Origin of the sequence: Streptomyces sp. TRM70350, assembly GCF_019219825.1 — a bacterium.
Lineage (GTDB): Bacteria > Actinomycetota > Actinomycetes > Streptomycetales > Streptomycetaceae > Streptomyces.
In genome coordinates this window covers 115,088-131,825 of record NZ_JAHUXH010000004.1, presented here as the reverse complement: position 1 = coordinate 131,825, position 16,738 = coordinate 115,088, and the positions used below count along the sequence as shown (strand labels likewise).

12 protein-coding genes are annotated in these 16,738 nt (G+C 71.0%); 6 read left to right on the top strand and 6 right to left on the bottom strand.

The window, feature by feature from the left end:
* The first annotated feature begins 2 nt into the window (after positions 1 to 2).
* From KWI83_RS08600 to KWI83_RS08580, 5 genes are read left to right on the top strand one after another with little or no spacing between them, the layout of a single operon-like run.
* A complete protein-coding gene (locus tag KWI83_RS08600) occupies positions 3 to 572 on the top strand; it encodes an NADH-quinone oxidoreductase subunit J (protein WP_218513696.1) in 570 nt (189 codons plus the stop codon).
* Positions 569 to 874 carry an NADH-quinone oxidoreductase subunit K gene (locus tag KWI83_RS08595; protein ID WP_218513695.1) on the top strand — a complete coding sequence of 102 codons (306 nt, stop codon included), beginning with the start codon at positions 569 to 571 and terminating at the stop codon, positions 872 to 874. The genes KWI83_RS08600 and KWI83_RS08595 overlap by 4 nt, the downstream gene beginning before the upstream one ends.
* Positions 871 to 2,742, top strand: a complete 1,872-nt coding sequence (locus tag KWI83_RS08590) for an NADH-quinone oxidoreductase subunit L (RefSeq protein WP_218513694.1) — start codon at positions 871 to 873, stop codon at positions 2,740 to 2,742. Before KWI83_RS08595 ends, KWI83_RS08590 begins: the two co-directional genes overlap by 4 nt.
* A 5-nt stretch (positions 2,743 to 2,747) precedes the next feature.
* Entirely contained in the window at positions 2,748 to 4,253 is a 1,506-nt protein-coding gene (locus KWI83_RS08585; RefSeq protein WP_218513693.1) for a NuoM family protein, read from the top strand.
* Positions 4,250 to 5,671, top strand: a complete 1,422-nt coding sequence (locus tag KWI83_RS08580; protein ID WP_218513692.1) for an NADH-quinone oxidoreductase subunit N — start codon at positions 4,250 to 4,252, stop codon at positions 5,669 to 5,671. Before KWI83_RS08585 ends, KWI83_RS08580 begins: the two co-directional genes overlap by 4 nt.
* 76 nt (positions 5,672 to 5,747) lie before the next feature.
* Here the strand turns inward: KWI83_RS08580 and KWI83_RS08575 are convergent, their stop codons facing one another.
* From KWI83_RS08575 to KWI83_RS08550, 6 genes are all read right to left on the bottom strand, one after another.
* Positions 5,748 to 6,632, bottom strand: a complete 885-nt coding sequence (locus KWI83_RS08575) for a universal stress protein (protein ID WP_218513691.1) — start codon at positions 6,630 to 6,632, stop codon at positions 5,748 to 5,750.
* Positions 6,633 to 6,741: 109 nt separating this feature from the next.
* Entirely contained in the window at positions 6,742 to 8,478 is a 1,737-nt protein-coding gene (locus KWI83_RS08570) for an amylo-alpha-1,6-glucosidase (RefSeq protein WP_218513690.1), read from the bottom strand.
* 50 nt (positions 8,479 to 8,528) lie between these two features.
* Complete coding sequence (locus KWI83_RS08565; RefSeq protein WP_218513689.1) at positions 8,529 to 9,353, bottom strand: carbohydrate ABC transporter permease; 825 nt, start codon at positions 9,351 to 9,353, stop codon at positions 8,529 to 8,531.
* Positions 9,350 to 10,240: a carbohydrate ABC transporter permease gene (locus tag KWI83_RS08560; RefSeq protein WP_218513688.1), complete on the bottom strand. Its 891-nt coding sequence runs from the start codon at positions 10,238 to 10,240 to the stop codon at positions 9,350 to 9,352. The genes KWI83_RS08565 and KWI83_RS08560 overlap by 4 nt, the downstream gene beginning before the upstream one ends.
* 10 nt (positions 10,241 to 10,250) lie before the next feature.
* Positions 10,251 to 11,498, bottom strand: coding sequence for an extracellular solute-binding protein (locus tag KWI83_RS08555; protein WP_218513687.1), 1,248 nt, complete (start codon positions 11,496 to 11,498; stop codon positions 10,251 to 10,253).
* A gap of 123 nt (positions 11,499 to 11,621) precedes the next feature.
* Positions 11,622 to 12,656: a LacI family DNA-binding transcriptional regulator gene (locus KWI83_RS08550; RefSeq protein ID WP_218513686.1), complete on the bottom strand. Its 1,035-nt coding sequence runs from the start codon at positions 12,654 to 12,656 to the stop codon at positions 11,622 to 11,624.
* 353 nt (positions 12,657 to 13,009) lie between these two features.
* Here KWI83_RS08550 and KWI83_RS08545 point away from each other — a divergent pair, with 353 nt between their 5' ends.
* A complete protein-coding gene (locus tag KWI83_RS08545) occupies positions 13,010 to 16,672 on the top strand; it encodes a LamG-like jellyroll fold domain-containing protein (protein WP_256361973.1) in 3,663 nt (1,220 codons plus the stop codon).
* The last annotated feature ends 66 nt before the right edge of the window (positions 16,673 to 16,738 follow it).

Below are 16,738 nucleotides of genomic sequence, written 5' to 3'. Positions count from 1 at the left end.
TCATGGGCGCGACCGACACCGTGCTGCTGGTGGTTCTGGGTGTGCTCGCCCTGGTCTTCGGCGTGCTGGTGTTCACGCTGAACTCGATGGCCCGGGTCACCTTCTCGCTGCTGGCGTCCCTGGTGTGCGTGGGAGGTGTGACGACTGTCCTCGGCCTGCCCTATCTGGGCGTGGTGATCGTGCTGATGATGGTCATGGAGATGGTGATCATGGCGGTGTTCATGATCGCCTACATGATGAATCCGGCCGGTCTGATGCCGATGTCCATGCTGCACAACCAGCGCGGCGCGCTGGCCATCGCGGGCACCGTGTTCGCCGCGCTGGTCGCCGGGATCTTCCTGGTGCCGTGGCCGGACCGGGCCGCGTCCCGGCCCGGGGACACCACCTTCCAGGTGGGCAGGGCTCTGATGGCCGAGCAGATGCTGACCATGGTCGTCCTCGGGTTCGTGTTGCTGGCCACCATGGTGGCCGCCACCGTGCTGGCCACCCACCGGGGGCGCTACGACCGCTTCGGCGACGACCTCGACCAGCGGCCCGCGAAGGATCCGGTCGGCGGAGGCGTGGGCCGATGACGTTCGAACTCGTCCTGGTGCTCGCCGCGGGCCTGTTCTGCGTCGGCCTGTTCGGTGCGCTGTCCCAGCAGTCGATCGTCATGATCATGATGGGGATCGAGCTGATGATCGGCGGGGTCATCGTCGCGGCCGCCGGTTTCTGGCACTTCCTCGCCCCTTCGGCGCCCAGCGGCCAGGTGGTGATCGTGGCGGCCGTGGTCGCGATGGCGGTGGAGATGGCCATGGGCTTCGCCGTGACCACCGCGATCTACCGCGCCCGCCAGGTCGACATGGCCGACATGGCCGCGGACCTCAAGGGATGAGCGCGATGATCTGGCTGCTGATCGCCCTCCCCCTCGGCGCGGGGACGGTCCTCGGGCTGACGGGATCGCGCTGCAACCGGCTGGTTCCCGCTCTCGGTGTGACCGTGGCCGTGGCAACGTTCGGTGTGGCCGTCGCCGCCGCGCTGGCCCGGCCCCACGCGAGTGCGCCGCTGTTCGCCGGGATGCGGGCGGGCCTGGCGGTGGACGGACTGTCCGCGGTCATGGTGGTCACCGTGGCCGCGGTCACCACCGCCGTCCTCGCCTTCGCCGCGGGCGAGTTCGGACGGGACGAGAACCGGGGGCGGTTCTTCGGGCTGATGCTGGTCTTCGCCGGATCCATGCTGGTCACCGTCACCGCGACCACGCTGCCGCTGCTGCTGATGGCCTGGGAGGTGATGGGTGCCACCAGCTGGGCGCTGATCGGCTACTGGTGGCACCAGCCGGAGCGGGCACGGGCGGCGGACGTCGCCTTCCTCACCACCCGCACCGCCGACCTCGGCCTGTACCTGGCCGCCGGTGCGGCGATGGCCGGCGGCGCCGGTTCCCTGCGTCTGGGCGCCCTGCCGGACGCCGCCTCGCCGTGGCTGCATGTGATCACCGCGGGCGTGGTCGTGGCCGCCCTGGGCAAGTCGGCGCAGCTGCCCTTCTCCTTCTGGCTGTCGCGGGCCATGCAGGGCCCCAGTTCCGTCTCGGCGCTGCTGCACTCGGCGACCATGGTCGCCGCCGGCGCCTACCTGCTGCTGCGCCTGCATCCGCTGTCGGCCGCCACCGGCTGGGGCGGCCCGCTGGTCGCCTGGACCGGCGCCGTCACCGCCCTCGCGCTCGGAGTGGTCGCCGTCGCGCAGCGCGATCTGAAGCAGCTGCTCGCGGCCTCCACGTCCGCCCAGATCGGGTTCATGGTGCTGGCCGCCGGCAGCGGCGGCATCGCCGCGGGCACCACCCAGCTCGTCGCGCACGCCGCCACCAAATCAGCGCTCTTCCTTGCTGCCGGGGCCTGGCTGACCGCGCTCGGCACCAAGCAACTGCCCGCACTGCGCGGCGCCGCCCGCACCCACCCGCTGGTCGGCACCGCCTTCGCCGTCGGCGCGCTGACGCTGGCCGGGCTGCCACCGCTGTCCCTGTGGGCGGCCAAGGACGAGGTCCTCGCCACCGCCCGCGCCGAGAGCACCGCCTTGTACGCCGTGGGACTCGCGGCGGCCGCCGTCGCCGCCGTCTACAGCGTCAAGGCCCTGTGGTACGTCACCCGGCCGCTGCCCGACGATCGGGAAGCCGGGTACGACACCGAGCGCCACGGCACCCGGCGCACCGCCCGCACCATGTCGGCCCCGCTGCTCGCCCTCACCCTCGTCGCGGCCGTGCTGGGCGTGCTGGCCCTGCCGGGACCGGCGTCCTGGCTGAAGCAACTGGTCGGCGCGGTGGGTGAGCCGTCGCCCAAGCCGTGGGAGCTGGTCCTGTCCGCCGGTGTCGCATTCGCCGCCGCGGGCCTGGCCTGGTGGTGGGGATCCCGCCCCGCGCCCGTACCGCGCCCGGTGGTGCGGTGGACGCGGGGGTGGCTGTGTCTGGAGCGGGCCGCGCACGCCGTGGTGGTGCGGCCCGTCCTGGGGCTGGCGCGGGCGCTGGCCGTCTTCGACGACCGCGTCGTCGACGGTGCCGTGCGGCAGGCCGCCCGCGGCGGGCTGGCCACCGCCCGGCTCGCCGGGCGGCTGGACGACGGCGGCATCGACGCCGCCGTCGGGACGGTGGCCGCCGGCACCCGGAGCCTGGGCCGGTGGGCACGCCGTCCGCAGACCGGACTGCTGCACCAGTACTACGCCCAGGCCGCCGTGGGCTTCGCCGTGCTGATTCTGATCGTGCTGCTGGTGAGGTAGCCCTTGTGCTGACTGTCATTGTCTTCCTGCCCCTGCTGGTCTGCGCGGTTCTGCTGCTCTGGCCCCGCACGCTCCCCGACCGGGCGTACATCTGTGTGTGGATCGCCACCGCCACCGTCGACCTCGCCCTGGTCGTCGCCGTCTGGACCGGCTTCGACCCAGGGGAGGGGATCCAGTACCAGCAGCGGGTGCGGTGGATCCCCAACGCCGGGGTGGGCTACCACGTCGGCGTCGACGGCCTGTCCCTGCCCCTGGTCGCGCTGACCTGCCTGCTGTTCCTGGCCGTCGCCGTGTACTCGCTGAAGGAGGGGCGGCGGGTGCGCAGTTACGTGTGCCTGTTCCTGTTCCTGCAGACGGTCAGCCTCGGCCTGTTCGTCGCCCTCGACCTGATCCTGTTCTTCGTCTTCTTCGACCTGTCGATCGTCGGCATGTTCTTCGTCATCGCCGGTTGGGGCCACGGCGAGCGCGCCCGGGCGGCGGCGCTGAAGTTCTTCCTCTACACCTTCGTCGGCTCCCTCGCCCTGCTGCTCGGCTTCATCGGCCTGTACCTCGCCGCCGACCCCCACACCTTCGACCTCGTCGACCTGACCCGCGGCAACCCGCTCGCCGGTCGCGGCCTGTACGCCGGCCTGGTGCTCCTCGCGATCGGCGTCGGGCTGGCGGTCAAGACCCCGACGGTGCCGTTCCACACCTGGCTGCCGCCCGCCCACACCGACGCCCCCGCCGCCGGCTCGGCGATCCTCGCCGGGATCCTGCTGAAGATGGGCACCTACGGGTTCGTCCGCATCGCCATGCCGCTGCTGCCGGGCAGCTGGCGCCAGTACGCCCTGGTCATCGTCGTCATCGGCGCCGTATCCGTCGTGTACGGCGCCCTGGTCGCCCTGGCGCAGACCGACTTCAAGCGGATGATCGCCTACACCTCGGTCAACCACATGGGCTACATCGTCCTCGCCGTCGGTGCCGCCGGAACCCTCGCCGGCACCGACGCCCAGGCCCGCTCCCTCGCGGTCACCGGTGCCGTCACCCAGATGGTCAGCCACGGCCTGATCACCGGCGCCCTGTTCCTGCTGTCCGGCATGCTCTACGACCGGGGGCGGACCTACGCGATCGACGCCTACTCGGGGCTCGCCGCGCACACCCCGCGCTTCGCCGGCCTCACGGCCGTCGCGGCCTTCGCGAGCCTGGGCATCCCCGGTTTCTCCGGGTTCATCGCCGAGTTCCAGATCTTCACCGGCTCCCTGGCCTCCCAGACGATCGCCACCGCCATCGCCCTGACCGGCATCCTGATCACCGCCGCCCTGTTCCTGCGCGCCATGCGCTCGATGTTCCTGGGCGTCCCACGTCTGCCGCGGACCATCCCCACGGGAGGCATCAGCGACCTGAAAGGCACAGAAACCGTCCCCACCGTGGCGCTGCTGGCGGTCGCGCTGGTGATCGGCGTCATGCCGCGCTGGCTGCTGGACGTCATCGAACCCGCCAGCCGCACGGTGATCGGACTGGTGACCCGATGAACGAGAACCTCGCCGCGCTCATCCCCGAACTCGCCCTGCTCGGCGCCGCCGTCATCGGCCTGCTCGCCGGTTCCTGGCTGCCCCGCCGCCGCCAGTGGACCATCGCTGTCCTGGCGGCCACCGCCTGCGTGACCGGACTGATCGCCACCGGCATCACCATGGTCACCGACCGCGAACAGACCGTCTTCCATCACGCCTTCGCCGTCGACACCGCCACCGGCATGGGCCGCCTGACCGTCCTCGGCGCCCTGCTGCTGATCACCGGCATGTCCGTGGAAACCGTCCGCGGCCACCGACGGGAAACCGAGTACTGGGTGCTGCTCCTGCTCACCGGGGCGGGCACCCTCGCATTGATCGGCGCCAACGATCTGCTGACGCTGTTCGCCGCCTACCTGCTCGCGAGCATCCCCGCCTACGCGCTCGCCGCCTTCGCCAAGGACGAACGCGGCACCGAAGCCGCCCTGAAGTACTACCTGATGGGCGTCCTGCTCGGCACCATCATGCTCGCCGGCACCGCCCTCCTCTACGCGGCAGGCCACGCCACCCTCTACCGCGAACTGCACAGCGCGCTGCCCTCCGCCGCCTACGGACTGGTCGCCGTAGGACTCGTCGGCGTCCTGGCCGGGCTGCTGTTCAAGGCCGGAGCGGTCCCCGCGCACTTCTGGGTCCCCGACGTCACCGACGGCGCCCCCACCCCCGTCGCCGCCTACGTCACCACCCTGCCCAAGATCGGCGGGCTGATCGCCGGTTACCGCCTGCTGCACCAGGCCCTGCCCGACAGCGACGTCAACTGGCCCCTGCTCCTCGCCGTCATCGCCGCCGTCACCATGACGCTGGGCAACCTGGCCGCGTTCTTCCAGACCTCCGTCAAACGCCTGCTCGCGTACTCCACCATCAGCCAGGTCGGCTACCTGCTCATGGCCCTGGCCGTCGCCACCCGCACCGACCTCGCCCAACAGAGCCTGCTGTTCTACCTCGCCGCCTACGCCGCCACCAACCTCGCCGCCTTCGCCGTCGTCACCGAACTCCCGCACGCCCGCACCCTCGACGACTACCGCGGCCTCGCCCGCCGTCACCCCGGCCTCGCCGCCGTCCTCGTCGTCTGCCTGCTCGGCCTCGTCGGCACCCCACCCACCGGCGTCTTCCTCGGCAAACTGGAGATCTTCAGCGCCGCCGTCGACGGCGGCTACGCCTGGCTCGCCGCCCTCGCCGTCGCCAACACCGTCGCCTCCCTCTTCTACTACCTGCGCTGGCTCGGCCCTCTCTTCACCACCACCGGTCCCGCACCTGCCCATGCCCAGGCTGTCCTCGGCCGCTGGGCCGCCGCCACGGCCTACACCGCCGCAATGGTCTCCCTCGCCCTCGGCATCGCCGGCGGCGCAGTCCTCCCTGTCACCACGGGGCCTCTCCTGCCCTGACGAGAGTTCAGCGGCCCGAGACGCCGACACGTGCTGCCCAGCAGGGCCTCGATGCCCGACGCGGACAGCGCCGATGTCACTCCTGCTGCGGAACCACCGCCACCGGACACTCGGAGTGGTGCAGCACCGTGTGTCCCACCAGGCCGAGCTGCGGACCGAGGTGGCCGCGACGCCGATGGGCCCCGATGACCAGGAGGTCGGCCGCCGACGACCGGGCCACCAGGGCATGGCGTGCGGAGCCCTCGACCAGCGCGCGGTGCACGATCACGCCGGGGTACTCCTTGGCGACGCCCTCCAATGCCTCGTCGAGCACAACCGAGGCACGGGCCTCCTCGGCATGGGCGGGATCCCCGGTCAGCAGCGGGTGCGGCGCGGGCCTGTGCGCCGGGCGACGCCAGGCCCGTACGGCCTCGATCTCGCACCCGCGCGCCGCGCCCTCCCGGAAGGCACAGCGGACCGCTGCCGGGGCTGTGGCGTCGCCGACGCCCACGACGATGCGTCCGTTGGCGGCCTGTCTGTTCTCCGCCCGGCCGCGGACGACGACGACCGGACAGGGGGCCCGGGCCGCCAGGGAGAGACTGACCGAGCCGAGCAGGAGCTCCCTGATCGGGCCCCTGCCCCGTACCCCGGTCACGACGGCACGGGCGAGGCGCGCCTCGTGCAGCAGTGCCGACACGGCATCCTGCGGCACCACGTCGGTGCTGATCCTCAGCGTCGGCGCGCGCTGCCGGGCACGCTGGGCCGCTCCCGCCACGACACTCACGGCGAGCTCGTGCTCGGTCACCACATCCGGCTCGGCCCCGGGGGTGTCCTCCAGGGCCGCACCCTCGTACCGCTCCCACAGCGAGGCGTGGACGATCCGCAGCGGGAGACCGTGGCGGGCCGCCTCGTCCGCGGCCCAGTCGACGGCGTCGAGGCTGGGCTCCGAGCCGTCGACACCCACGACCAAGGGCAGCACCATGATTCCCACCGCCTTCAGCGCGCCAGGACGCCGCCCTCTCATTCTCCCTCAGCCCGTCCGGCGCGGCTCGTGCACCCATCGCGCGCCATGGGCGGGAGGGGGTGGGCAATCAGTGGCCGGCTCGGCGCGCGTGTGCCTCGGCGAGGAGGAGGTAGCCGCTGGCGGTCCAGGTGTAGGCGCGGTCGCGCAGGCCCGTTCCGGTCAGGGCGTCGAAGTTCTCGGCGAAGCCGTGGGTCTCGCACAGGGCGCGGAAGCGGGCGCTGATCTCGTCCGCCAGTCGGTGGTGGCCGCTGCGGCGCAGGCCGTCCTCGATGAGGACCGTGGCGGGGGCCCAGATCGGGCCGCGCCAGTAGCCGTCGGGGAGGTAGTGCGGCGAGGTCGGCAGTTCGGTGGCCAGGCCGTGCGGGGTCAGATGGGCCTCGACGCGGGCGGCCAGGACGCCGCTGACGTCGTCCGGCAGGTGCTCGCCCAGCACGATGGGCATCAGGTCGAGCAGGCTCGATGTGTGCCAGGTGTCCCCGCCGGCGACTCCGCGGGCGACGAAGCGGTCACCGGTCCAGAGGTGGTCGAGCACCGCCGCCTGGGTCGTCCCGGCCGCTCGCGTCCACTGGCGGGCCTCGTCCGGTCTGTCCAAGTGCTCGGCCAGCTCGGCGAGTTCGCGGAGCTGCAGGACGAGGAAGGCGGCCAGGTCCGCGGTGACGACGACGCGTTCGGGGTCGAAGGTGGTGGCGTTGTCCCAGCCGCTGTCGTTGCCGTGCTGGTAGTGGGGCAGTGCGGCGCCGGGGGCGCGCCGTGCGGTGAGCCAGAAGTCCGTCCAGCGTTTCAGCCGGTCGTACGTCTCGGCCAGTTGCGCCCGGTCCGGAGGCGTGGCCAGCCGGCGGCGCAGGTGACCGAACGCCCAGCCGTGGATGGGCGGCTTGACGAAGTTGTGGAGAACCTCGGAGTGGGTGACCGAGTCGGGCAGCGCCCCGGTCTCGTCCTGGTGGTCGAAGGGCAGGTGGTACTGGTCCCAGGCCAGTTCGGGGGCTCCTGGCGCCAGGGCCAGGGCGTTGAAGCAGTGGTCCCAGCTCCAGACCTTGTCCATCCAGTGCTTGGACATGAGTACGGCGGGCCGGGTGACCAGCCCCGCGGGGCGTACGGTCGCGGACCACAGGACGTAGGCGGCGAGCTCGGCGGCCGGGGTGGCGGACGAGCGCCAGGGGGCCACCGTGTCGGCGAAGTCCGCGAAGGAGGTCCGCGCGGCCTCGACGATCTTGCCGAAGACGGCCGTCGACGTGTAGGGCGGACGGGCGGTGTCGAGTTCCTCGACCGCGATCTCCCAGGACCCGTCCGTGTCGGCGGCGAGGGTGAGGCCGCGGTCGGCGCGGCCGAGGGCCTGGCTGCCGAACGAATCGGCCACCGTTCCGCAGAGCACGGTGACGCGGTAGCGGCGTCCGGTCTCGTACGAGGTGAACACGTACGCTTCGGCAACCGCGTCGTGGAAGAAGTAGGTGCCGCTGAACGGGGTCAGCGTCGGGGCCGCCGCGCAGACCCGCAGGGACAGCCCCGCGCCGCGCAGGCGTACCGTGTCCGGCGACTCGTAGGCGAGGTCGACTCGGCCGGCCGCGCCGATCCAGCTCAGCAGGCTCGGTGTCGCCTCCACCCGGGTCTCCGCCCGCTCGCCCGTCGTGGCGTCGAGCGGTACGAGACGCAGGACGGCGTGCATGCCGTTCTGGTGCGAGACGAGGTGGAGGTCCTCGGCGTACGTCTTCTCCGCCACCACGGGTGAGACGTCGAACCAGGATCCGTGCGTGCTGAACGGGATGTCGTGGACGGAGAAGGCCGGGCCGGGAAGGGCGGCGGTCATGAAGCGCGACTCGTTTCTCGAGCACAGGACTCGAACAGAGGGAAGGGAACTCAGTCCTTGACGGCACCGGCGGTCACGCCGGCGGCGACGTAGCGCTGGGCGAGGACGAGGATGACCGCCGTCGGCAGCGAGGCCACGACGGCGGTGGCCATGATGGCGTTCCACTCCTGGTTGTTGTTGCCGATGTAGTGGTAGATGCCGAGGGTGATCGGTTCGTGGGCGCCGCCGTTGACCAGGGTGCTGGCGAAGACGAAGTCGGACCAGGACCACAGGAACGCGAACAGGGACACCGTGACGACGGCGTTGCGGCTCATCGGCAGGACGATCGACCAGAAGGTCCGCAGCGGCCCGGCGCCGTCCGTCCTGGCCGCCTGGAGCAGTTCGCCGGGGATGCCGGACATGAAGGCGGTGAAGATGAGCACCGCGAAGGGGACGGCCAGGGTGGAGTCGGCGACGATCAGGCCGGGGACGGACTGGAGCAGGCCGAGCTGGAGGTAGATGGCGTAGAAGCCCATCGCCATGATGATGCCGGGGATCATCTGGGCGGCCAGCAGGACGAAGCCGAGCAGGCCGCCGCCACGCGGGCGCAGCTTGGCCAGGGCGTATCCGGCGGGGGCGGACAGGGCCACGGTCAGCACGACGGTGCCGAGGCCGATGACGAGGCTGGTGCCGAGGTACGGCAACTGCTCGTCGAGGACGGTGCGGTAGCCGGCCAGGGTGCCGTGGACGGGGAACAGGTCGGGCGGGCTCTTGCGCATGTCCTGGTCGCGGGTGAAGGACACGTTCAGCATCCAGTAGACCGGGAAGAGCATGATCCCGGTCAGCAGCAGACCAACGGCCGTCTTCCACCCCGTGCGCTTGCCGCTTCGGCTCATGACAGTGCCTGCTTTCTCTGCACCCGGACGTACACCAGGCCGAAGACCAGGGCGGCGACCACGAGCAGGTTCCCGACGGCCGCGCCCGGGCCGAAGGCGGGCAGCAGGTTGCCGAAGCCGAGCTGGTAGGACCAGGTGGCGAAGGTGGTGGACGACTCCGCCGGGCCGCCCTTGGTCATGATCCAGATGATGTCGAAGACCTTGAGCGTGTAGACCAGGCCCAGCAGCAGGGTGATCGCGGACACCGGGCGCAGCAGCGGGAAGGTGATGCTCCAGAACCGGCGCCAGGCACCCGCCCCGTCAAGGGCGGCGGCCTCGTACAGGCCGGCCGGGATGGACTGCAGGCCGCTGTAGAGCACGACCAGGTTGAACGGCACGCCGATCCAGATGTTGGCGATGATCACCGAGGTCAGCGACCAGGACGGCGAGGTCAGCCAGTTCACCGGGTCGATGCCGACGGCGTGCAGCGCGGCGTTGACGACGCCCGACTCGCTGTTGAGCATCCAGGACCAGGTGGAGGCCGACACGATCAGCGGCAGCAGCCAGGGCACCAGGAACAGGGCGCGCAGGGTCGCGGAGAGCCGGAAGTGCTGGTTGAAGAAGACCGCGAGCGCCAGGCCGATGGCGTACTGGAAGACCAGACACACGGCGGTGAACACCACGGTGTGGAGCAGGGCGGGGGCGAAGGTGGGGTCGTCGAAGACGGTCCGGTAGTTGTGCAGGCCCGTGAACGGCGCGTCGCCCTGGACGAAGGAGCGGACGGTGTAGTTGCGCAGGCTCAGGTCGAGGTTGCGGTAGAGCGGATAGGCGTAGAAGAGGGCGAGGTAGAGGGTCACCGGGGCGAGGAAGGCCCAGGCGGCCCACTGCGGATGGGGCCGCTGTCTCATCGGAGCCACGTCACTTGACCGCCGCCTGAGCGGAGGCGAGCGCGTCCTTCGGGGACTTCGAGCCGCTGAGGGCGGACTGGACGGCCTTCCACAACTGCTCGGAGATCCTGGGGTACTTGGTGCCCAGGTCGTCGCTGGTGCGCCCCTTGGCCGCCTTGACCGCGTCGACCCACGGCTTCAGCTTGGGGTTCGCCGCCACCTGCTTGTCCTGGACCTCACCGATGGGAGCCACGTACGACAGGGTGGTGTCGGTGTCGTACAGGTTCTGGGTGCTGGTCAGGCAGGCCGCCAGCTTCCGTGAGGTGGCGTAGCGGCCGGTGTCGTCCTGGACCGGGAGGGTGACGAACTCCCCGCCGGTCGGGGCGGCGGCGTCGCCTCCGTCGGCGGCCGGGATGGGCAGGACGCCGTAGTCGAAGCCCGCCTTCTCGGCGTTGGCGAGTTGCCAGGTGCCGTTCTCGGCGAAGGCGTAGTCGCCGGTCGCGAACTCCTGCCAGCTGGTGGTCTGGGTGTTGTTGAGCACCGAGTTGGGGGCGTATCCCCGCTTCAGCCAGTCCTTCCACAGCGACAGGGCCGAGGCGGCCTGGGCCGAGTCGAGGGCGGTCAGCTCGGCGCCCGCGCCCCAGAACCACGGCAGGAACTGGAACGTGCCCTCCTCCGTACCGATCGCGGAGAAGGTGATGCCCTTCTTGCCCGCCGCCTTCACCTTCGCGAGGGCCGCCGTCAGCGACGTCCAGTCCTTGACCGAGGCGATGTCCACCCCGGCCTCCTCCAGGACCTTCTTGTTGTAGTAGAGGGCGAGGGTGTTGGCGCCGATCGGGGTGCCGTAGGTCTTGCCGCCCGACTGGCCGGCCGCGAGGAGGTTGGGGTCCACCTTCGAGGTGTCGAGCTGGTTGTCGTCGGTGGTGGTGAGCACGCCCGCCTCGGCCAGGGTCGACACCACGGGGTTGTCGACGACGAGGACGTCCGGGGAGTTGCCCTGCTGGGCCGCGAGCAGGGTCTTGTTGGCCAGGTCGCTGGTGTCGAAGCCGGTCCGCTCGACCTTCACGCCGGCCTTGCTGCCGCAGGCGTCCAGCAGCTTCACCCACGCCGAGCCCTTGGCGAACTGCGGGTAGGGGTCCCAGACGGTGTAGGTGCCGTCGTCCGCCGCGTTCGTTCCGGTGCCTGCCGAGCCGGAGCCGCAGGCGGTGGCAGTGGTGGCGACGGTGAGGGCGGTCAGGGCGGCGGCGGTCAGGCGGCGGCGTCTGGAGGAACTGTTCATCGGTGGGTCCTTTTTGTTTCCGGCATGCGGGTGCCGAGGCCGTGGGGTACTGGGGGCGGGCACGCCGAGACTGCCGACGTGCGGTTCGGGCCTGCGGGCGGTGAAGAGGGGAGACGGGGGCGGTCAGGGTGCGGTGTCGGTGCCGGGGGTGGTGCCCACGGGCCCGGTGCTGGCCCGCAGGGAGATGGGGGGCGTGAGGAGATGGTGCCGGGGCGGCGCGTCGGGATGGTCGAGCCGCTCCACCAGCAGATCGACGGCGAGACGGCCCATGTCCGCCGCCGGTACGTCGGCCGCCGTCAGCTGCGGGGTCACCGTCTCCGCCCAGCGGCTGGCCACGATCCCGGTGACGGAGAAGTCGCGCGGCACATGGCGGCCGGCCTTGGCCAGCCCCCGGTAGAGGCCGCCCAGAGCGGCCTCGTTCAGCGTGACCAGGGCCGTGGTGGCCGGGTCGTCGTACAGGATCCGTTCCACACAGTTCTGCCCCGAGGCGGCGTCGTCCCCGCAGCAGTACGTCCGGACCGTCAGTCCGCGCTCGGCCGCGGCCTTGGTGAAACCGTCCAGGCCGCGGTGCGCCGACTCGTACCCGGCGCGCAGCAGCTGTTCGGGACGGTTCACGAAGGCGACCCTGCGGTGGCCGAGGTCCGCGAGATGGTGGACGCACGCCGCCGCCAGCGCGGTGTGGTCCAGGCCGACCCACCAGCCGCCCTCGGGATGCGCGGTACGGCCGATGGCGACGGAGGGGAAGTCCACAGCGGCCAGATGGTCCACCCGGTCGTCCGCCAGCCTGATCTCCATCAGGATCGCCCCGTCGACCCGCCGCTCCCCCAGCAGCCGCTGGAAGGAGCGGTCGCTGTCCACGCCACTGGGGGACAGCAGCACGTCGTAGTCGTAGACCGCGGCGGCCTCCACCACGCTGCCGATGAAGTCCAGCTGCATCCCCGTGTAGTGGTTCCCGGCCGGTGGGAAGACCAGGCCGAGGGTGCTGGTCCGGCCGTTGGCCAGGGCGCGCGCACTGGCGCTGGGCCGGTAGCCCAACTCGTCGACGACCTGCTGGATCCTCCGGCGCGTGTCCTGCGACACCGGGCGTTTGCCGCTCAGCGCGTAGGACACGGTGCTCCGCGAGACACCGGCCCGCCGGGCGATCTCACCGATGTTCACGGCAACTCCTTGCGAGGTGTGGAGGAAGAGCTCCGGCCGGTCGTCGAACCGGTTCGCGTGAAGTGAACCTAGGAAGCACGCGAACGGCTGTCAATACTCTGAACACCACTTCCCAACCCGCTCAAATGGCAGCGAGATGCTCGCTCCGGAGGGATTGATGGTCGGGTCTCCCGGTGCTAGCTTCGCCGAACCGGTTCGACGAGCTGATCCTTCCGGCAGCCGAACGCCCGCCCCGCGCGCCTCGGAGCGCAGAACCGGTCGTCCCTTGCATCTCAAGAAGAACCCCACGCCAGGGCAACCGCCCCCAACCGAATCGGTTCGAGACTTCGCGAGTTCGAGACGAGGACACATCCATGCCATCCGCTGACAGATCCGCCCGGCGCCGAGCCCCGGCCGCCGTGGCCCTGACTCTCGGCGCGGGCCTGCTGGCCGCTCCGGCCGCCCCCGCACAGGCGGCCGACACGCCCCGGCCCGCCGCCCGTTACACCTTCGACCAGGACGACCTCGCCTCCGGCAGGATCACCGACAGTTCCGGCAACGGCCTGACGGCGAGCCTGGTGAACGGCTCCACCGCCCAGTCCGTCGCGGGCACCGACGGAGGCAAGGCGCTCGCCCTGCCCGGCGGTGCGCCCACCTCCGACGGCGCGTACGTCCGTCTGCCGCGCGAAGTCCTCGGCGACACCGCCGACCTGACGGTCTCCGCGCGCGTGAAGTGGAGCGGCGCCACAGCCTCCTGGCAGCGGATCTTCGACCTGGGCACCAACACCACCAAGTACCTCTTCGCCACCCCGTACAACAACAGCGGGCTGTTCCAGACGTCCGTGACCACCGGCGGGGGCGGGGCGGAGGCGCAGGTCCGCGGCTACGCGATGCTTCCCGCGGACGAATGGCGGACGGTGACCGTCACCCTCGACACCGCCGCCGGCCGGCTCACCACCTACCTCGACGGCGTGGCGGTCTCCTCCGCCGCGACCGGCATCAAGGCCAGCGAACTGCTGGACGGTTCGGCCACGGCCGCCGGTTACCTCGGCAAGTCCTTCTGGCCGGACCCGCTGCTCAAGGGCGCGATCGACGACTTCACCGTGTGGCACGCGGCGCTGAGCGCCGAGCAGGTGGCCGGTACGGTCGAGACCGTGCCGACCGTCCAGGAGCTGTCGAAGACGTCCTTCGAGGTCCGTACGACCACCGGGACCGCCCCGGCCCTCCCGGCCGCCGTCCGCTCGTCCTTCTCGGACGGCTACGACCGGGACACGCCGATCACCTGGGACGCCGTACCACCCGAGAAGTACGCCCGGCCGGGGACCTTCGCGGTGGCGGGCACCGCGGCCGGGCGCGCCGTGCAGGCGACGGTCACCGTGGTCCGCGAGGGGCAGCTCACCGTCGACCTCGGCTCGGACACCGGCGCGTTCCACGGCGGCGCCTCCGGCACCCTCTACGGCCTGTACGGACCGGACGTGCCCACCAACAACCTCATCGAGGGCATGGGCCTGCGCACCGTCTCCACGAAGGCGCAGGACGGTCCGCAGCACCCGGGTGCCGACGCGCTGGAGGTGGTCAAGCCGCTGGCCGACTCCACCGACGGTGACGTGTACATCTACATGACCGACATCCACCGCGGCTTCCCGTACCAGTGGCCGGGCGACACCCCCGAGGAGAAGCTGAAGCTCTACCGGGAGAAGATCGCGGGGCAGGTCGACCAGGTCCTGCAGCTGCCCAAGCAGTACCAGGACAACATCGTGTTCGTGCCGTTCAACGAGCCCGAGGGCAACATGTTCGGCACCGGCCAGTGGAGCTACAACAAGGTCAGCTGGCTGAACGACCCGGACGACTACTTCGCCGCCTGGGACGACTTCTACCGGCTCATCAAGGGCAAGATGCCGGACGCCCGCATCGCGGGCCCCAACACCAGCATCCTCTACGACCAGGTGAAGGGCTTCCTCACGCACACCCTGGCCGCCGGCACCCTCCCGGACGTCATCACCTGGCACGAGCTGAGCCACCCGGAGGCGGTGCGCGAGAGCGTCGCCAAGTACCGGGCGTGGGAGAAGGAGCTGTTCCGGGGCACCGACCGTGAAGGCACCCAACTGCCCGTCAACATCAACGAGTACGCCTTCAACTACCACACCTCCGTCCCCGGCCAGATGATCCAGTGGGTGTCCGCGATCGAGGAGTCCAAGGTGGACGCCGACATCGCGTACTGGAACATCGACGGGAACCTCTCCGACTCGGCGGTGCAGTCGGGCCGCGGCAACGGCCAGTGGTGGCTGCTCAACTCGTACGCCTCGATGAGCGGGCACACGGTGCGGGTGACCCCGCCGTTCCCGGGCGAGAACTACACCATGCAGGGCGTGGCCACGCTCGACGAGAAGAAGAAGCAGGCCCGGCTGATCTTCGGCGGGTCCACCGGCAAGGGCCACATCACCTTCGCGGGGGTCCCGAAGAAGGTCTTCGGGGACCGGGTGCACGCCTGGGTGCGCGAGATCGAGTGGAGCGGGCAGGTGGGCGACAACTCCGGCCCGAAGCTGCTCACGGAGACGAACCTGAAGGTCGGTGACGACGGCACGGTCGTCGTCGACTTCGGCGACGGGGGGCTGCCGACGCTGAAGGAGTCCTCGGCGTACGAGATCGTCCTCAGCCCGGCCGGGAAGGCGGAGGGCACGCAGTCACCGCCCGTGCGCTGGCAGGGCTCCTACGAGGCGGAGGACGCCGCGCACACCGGTTCCGGCTACTCGAAGAACGGCCCGGAGGGCTCGCCGCGCGACGTGTCGAAGTTCTACACGTCCGGCGGCTACAACGTGGGCGGCCTGCGCACCGGCTCCGACGTCACGCTCGACTTCACCGTGGACGTGCCCGAGGACGGCACCTACGACCTGAGCGTCTTCGCCAACTCCCTCAACACCTTCGACAAGGTGAGGGAACAGGGCCCTACCAACGTCTTCCTGCGGGTGGACGGCACGGCGGACAGCGAGCAGCAGCTGTATCTGCCGCTGGGCTACAAGTGGGTGGTGTGGGACCACACCGACACCAAGGTGCAGCTCACGAAGGGCAGGCACACCATCACGCTCGCCGCGAAGAGCCTCGACGGCGAGCGCGCCACCAAGGGCGACGCCATCATCGACCGGCTCACGCTCTCCCTCCCGGAGGCTTCGGCCGACACCCAGGTGTACGAGGGCGAGCTGGCCTGGCTGGACGGCGGCGCGCGGCCCGTCTACGACCTGCCGAGGCACACCAGGACCCCCGCCACCGGATCGGGCGCGGTCCGGCTCCCGAAGAAGGGGACCGCCACGTTCTGGGTCTACTCCCCCGCCGACCGCGAGGCCACGCTCAAGGTGGACACCCTCGGCGGCGCGAACGCCCGCCTCTCCGTCAACGGGCAGCAGGTCCTGCACGTGACCAACGGCAAGCGCGGCGTGGCGGTCTCCCTGTCGGGCGGCGTCAACAAGGTGACGGTGACCGGGGGGTCGTCCGCCACCCTCGTCGACCGCATCACGGTCACGCCCACCCGGGGCGCGCTCCCGGCGCGTACGTACGAGGCACAGGACGCCGAACTCGCGGGCTCGGCCACGCTCACCCCGCTCTCCCTGGCCACCGGCGGTACGGCGATCACCGGCATCGGCGGCGACCCGGGCAACGGCAACACGGCGACCTTCACCGTGAAGGCCGACCGGAGCGGCCTGTACGCGCTGCGGATCCGCTACTCCAACCCGGAGCAGTCGGAAGCCACCCACTACAACCCGGACCCGCTCGCCCGCCACGCCGACATCACCGTCAACGGCGGCGAGGAGCGGCGCGTCGGCTTCCCGCACAGCTTCCACCAGAACAACTTCTGGGAGCTGACCGTCCCGGTCCACCTCAAGAAGGGGCAGAACACGATCACCTTCCGCTCCGAGGAACAGCCCAACTTTGACGGCACCACCTACGCCTCGGACACCTTCCCCGGCGTGCTGCTCCGCTCCCGCCACGCTCCGCTGATCGACCGGATCACCGTCGCGCCGTACGCGCGGCAGGTGCGATGAGGTAATCACCACGGAACACACGGACAGAGACGGCTCCGGGGCCGGACGGTGGGTCCGGCCCCGGAG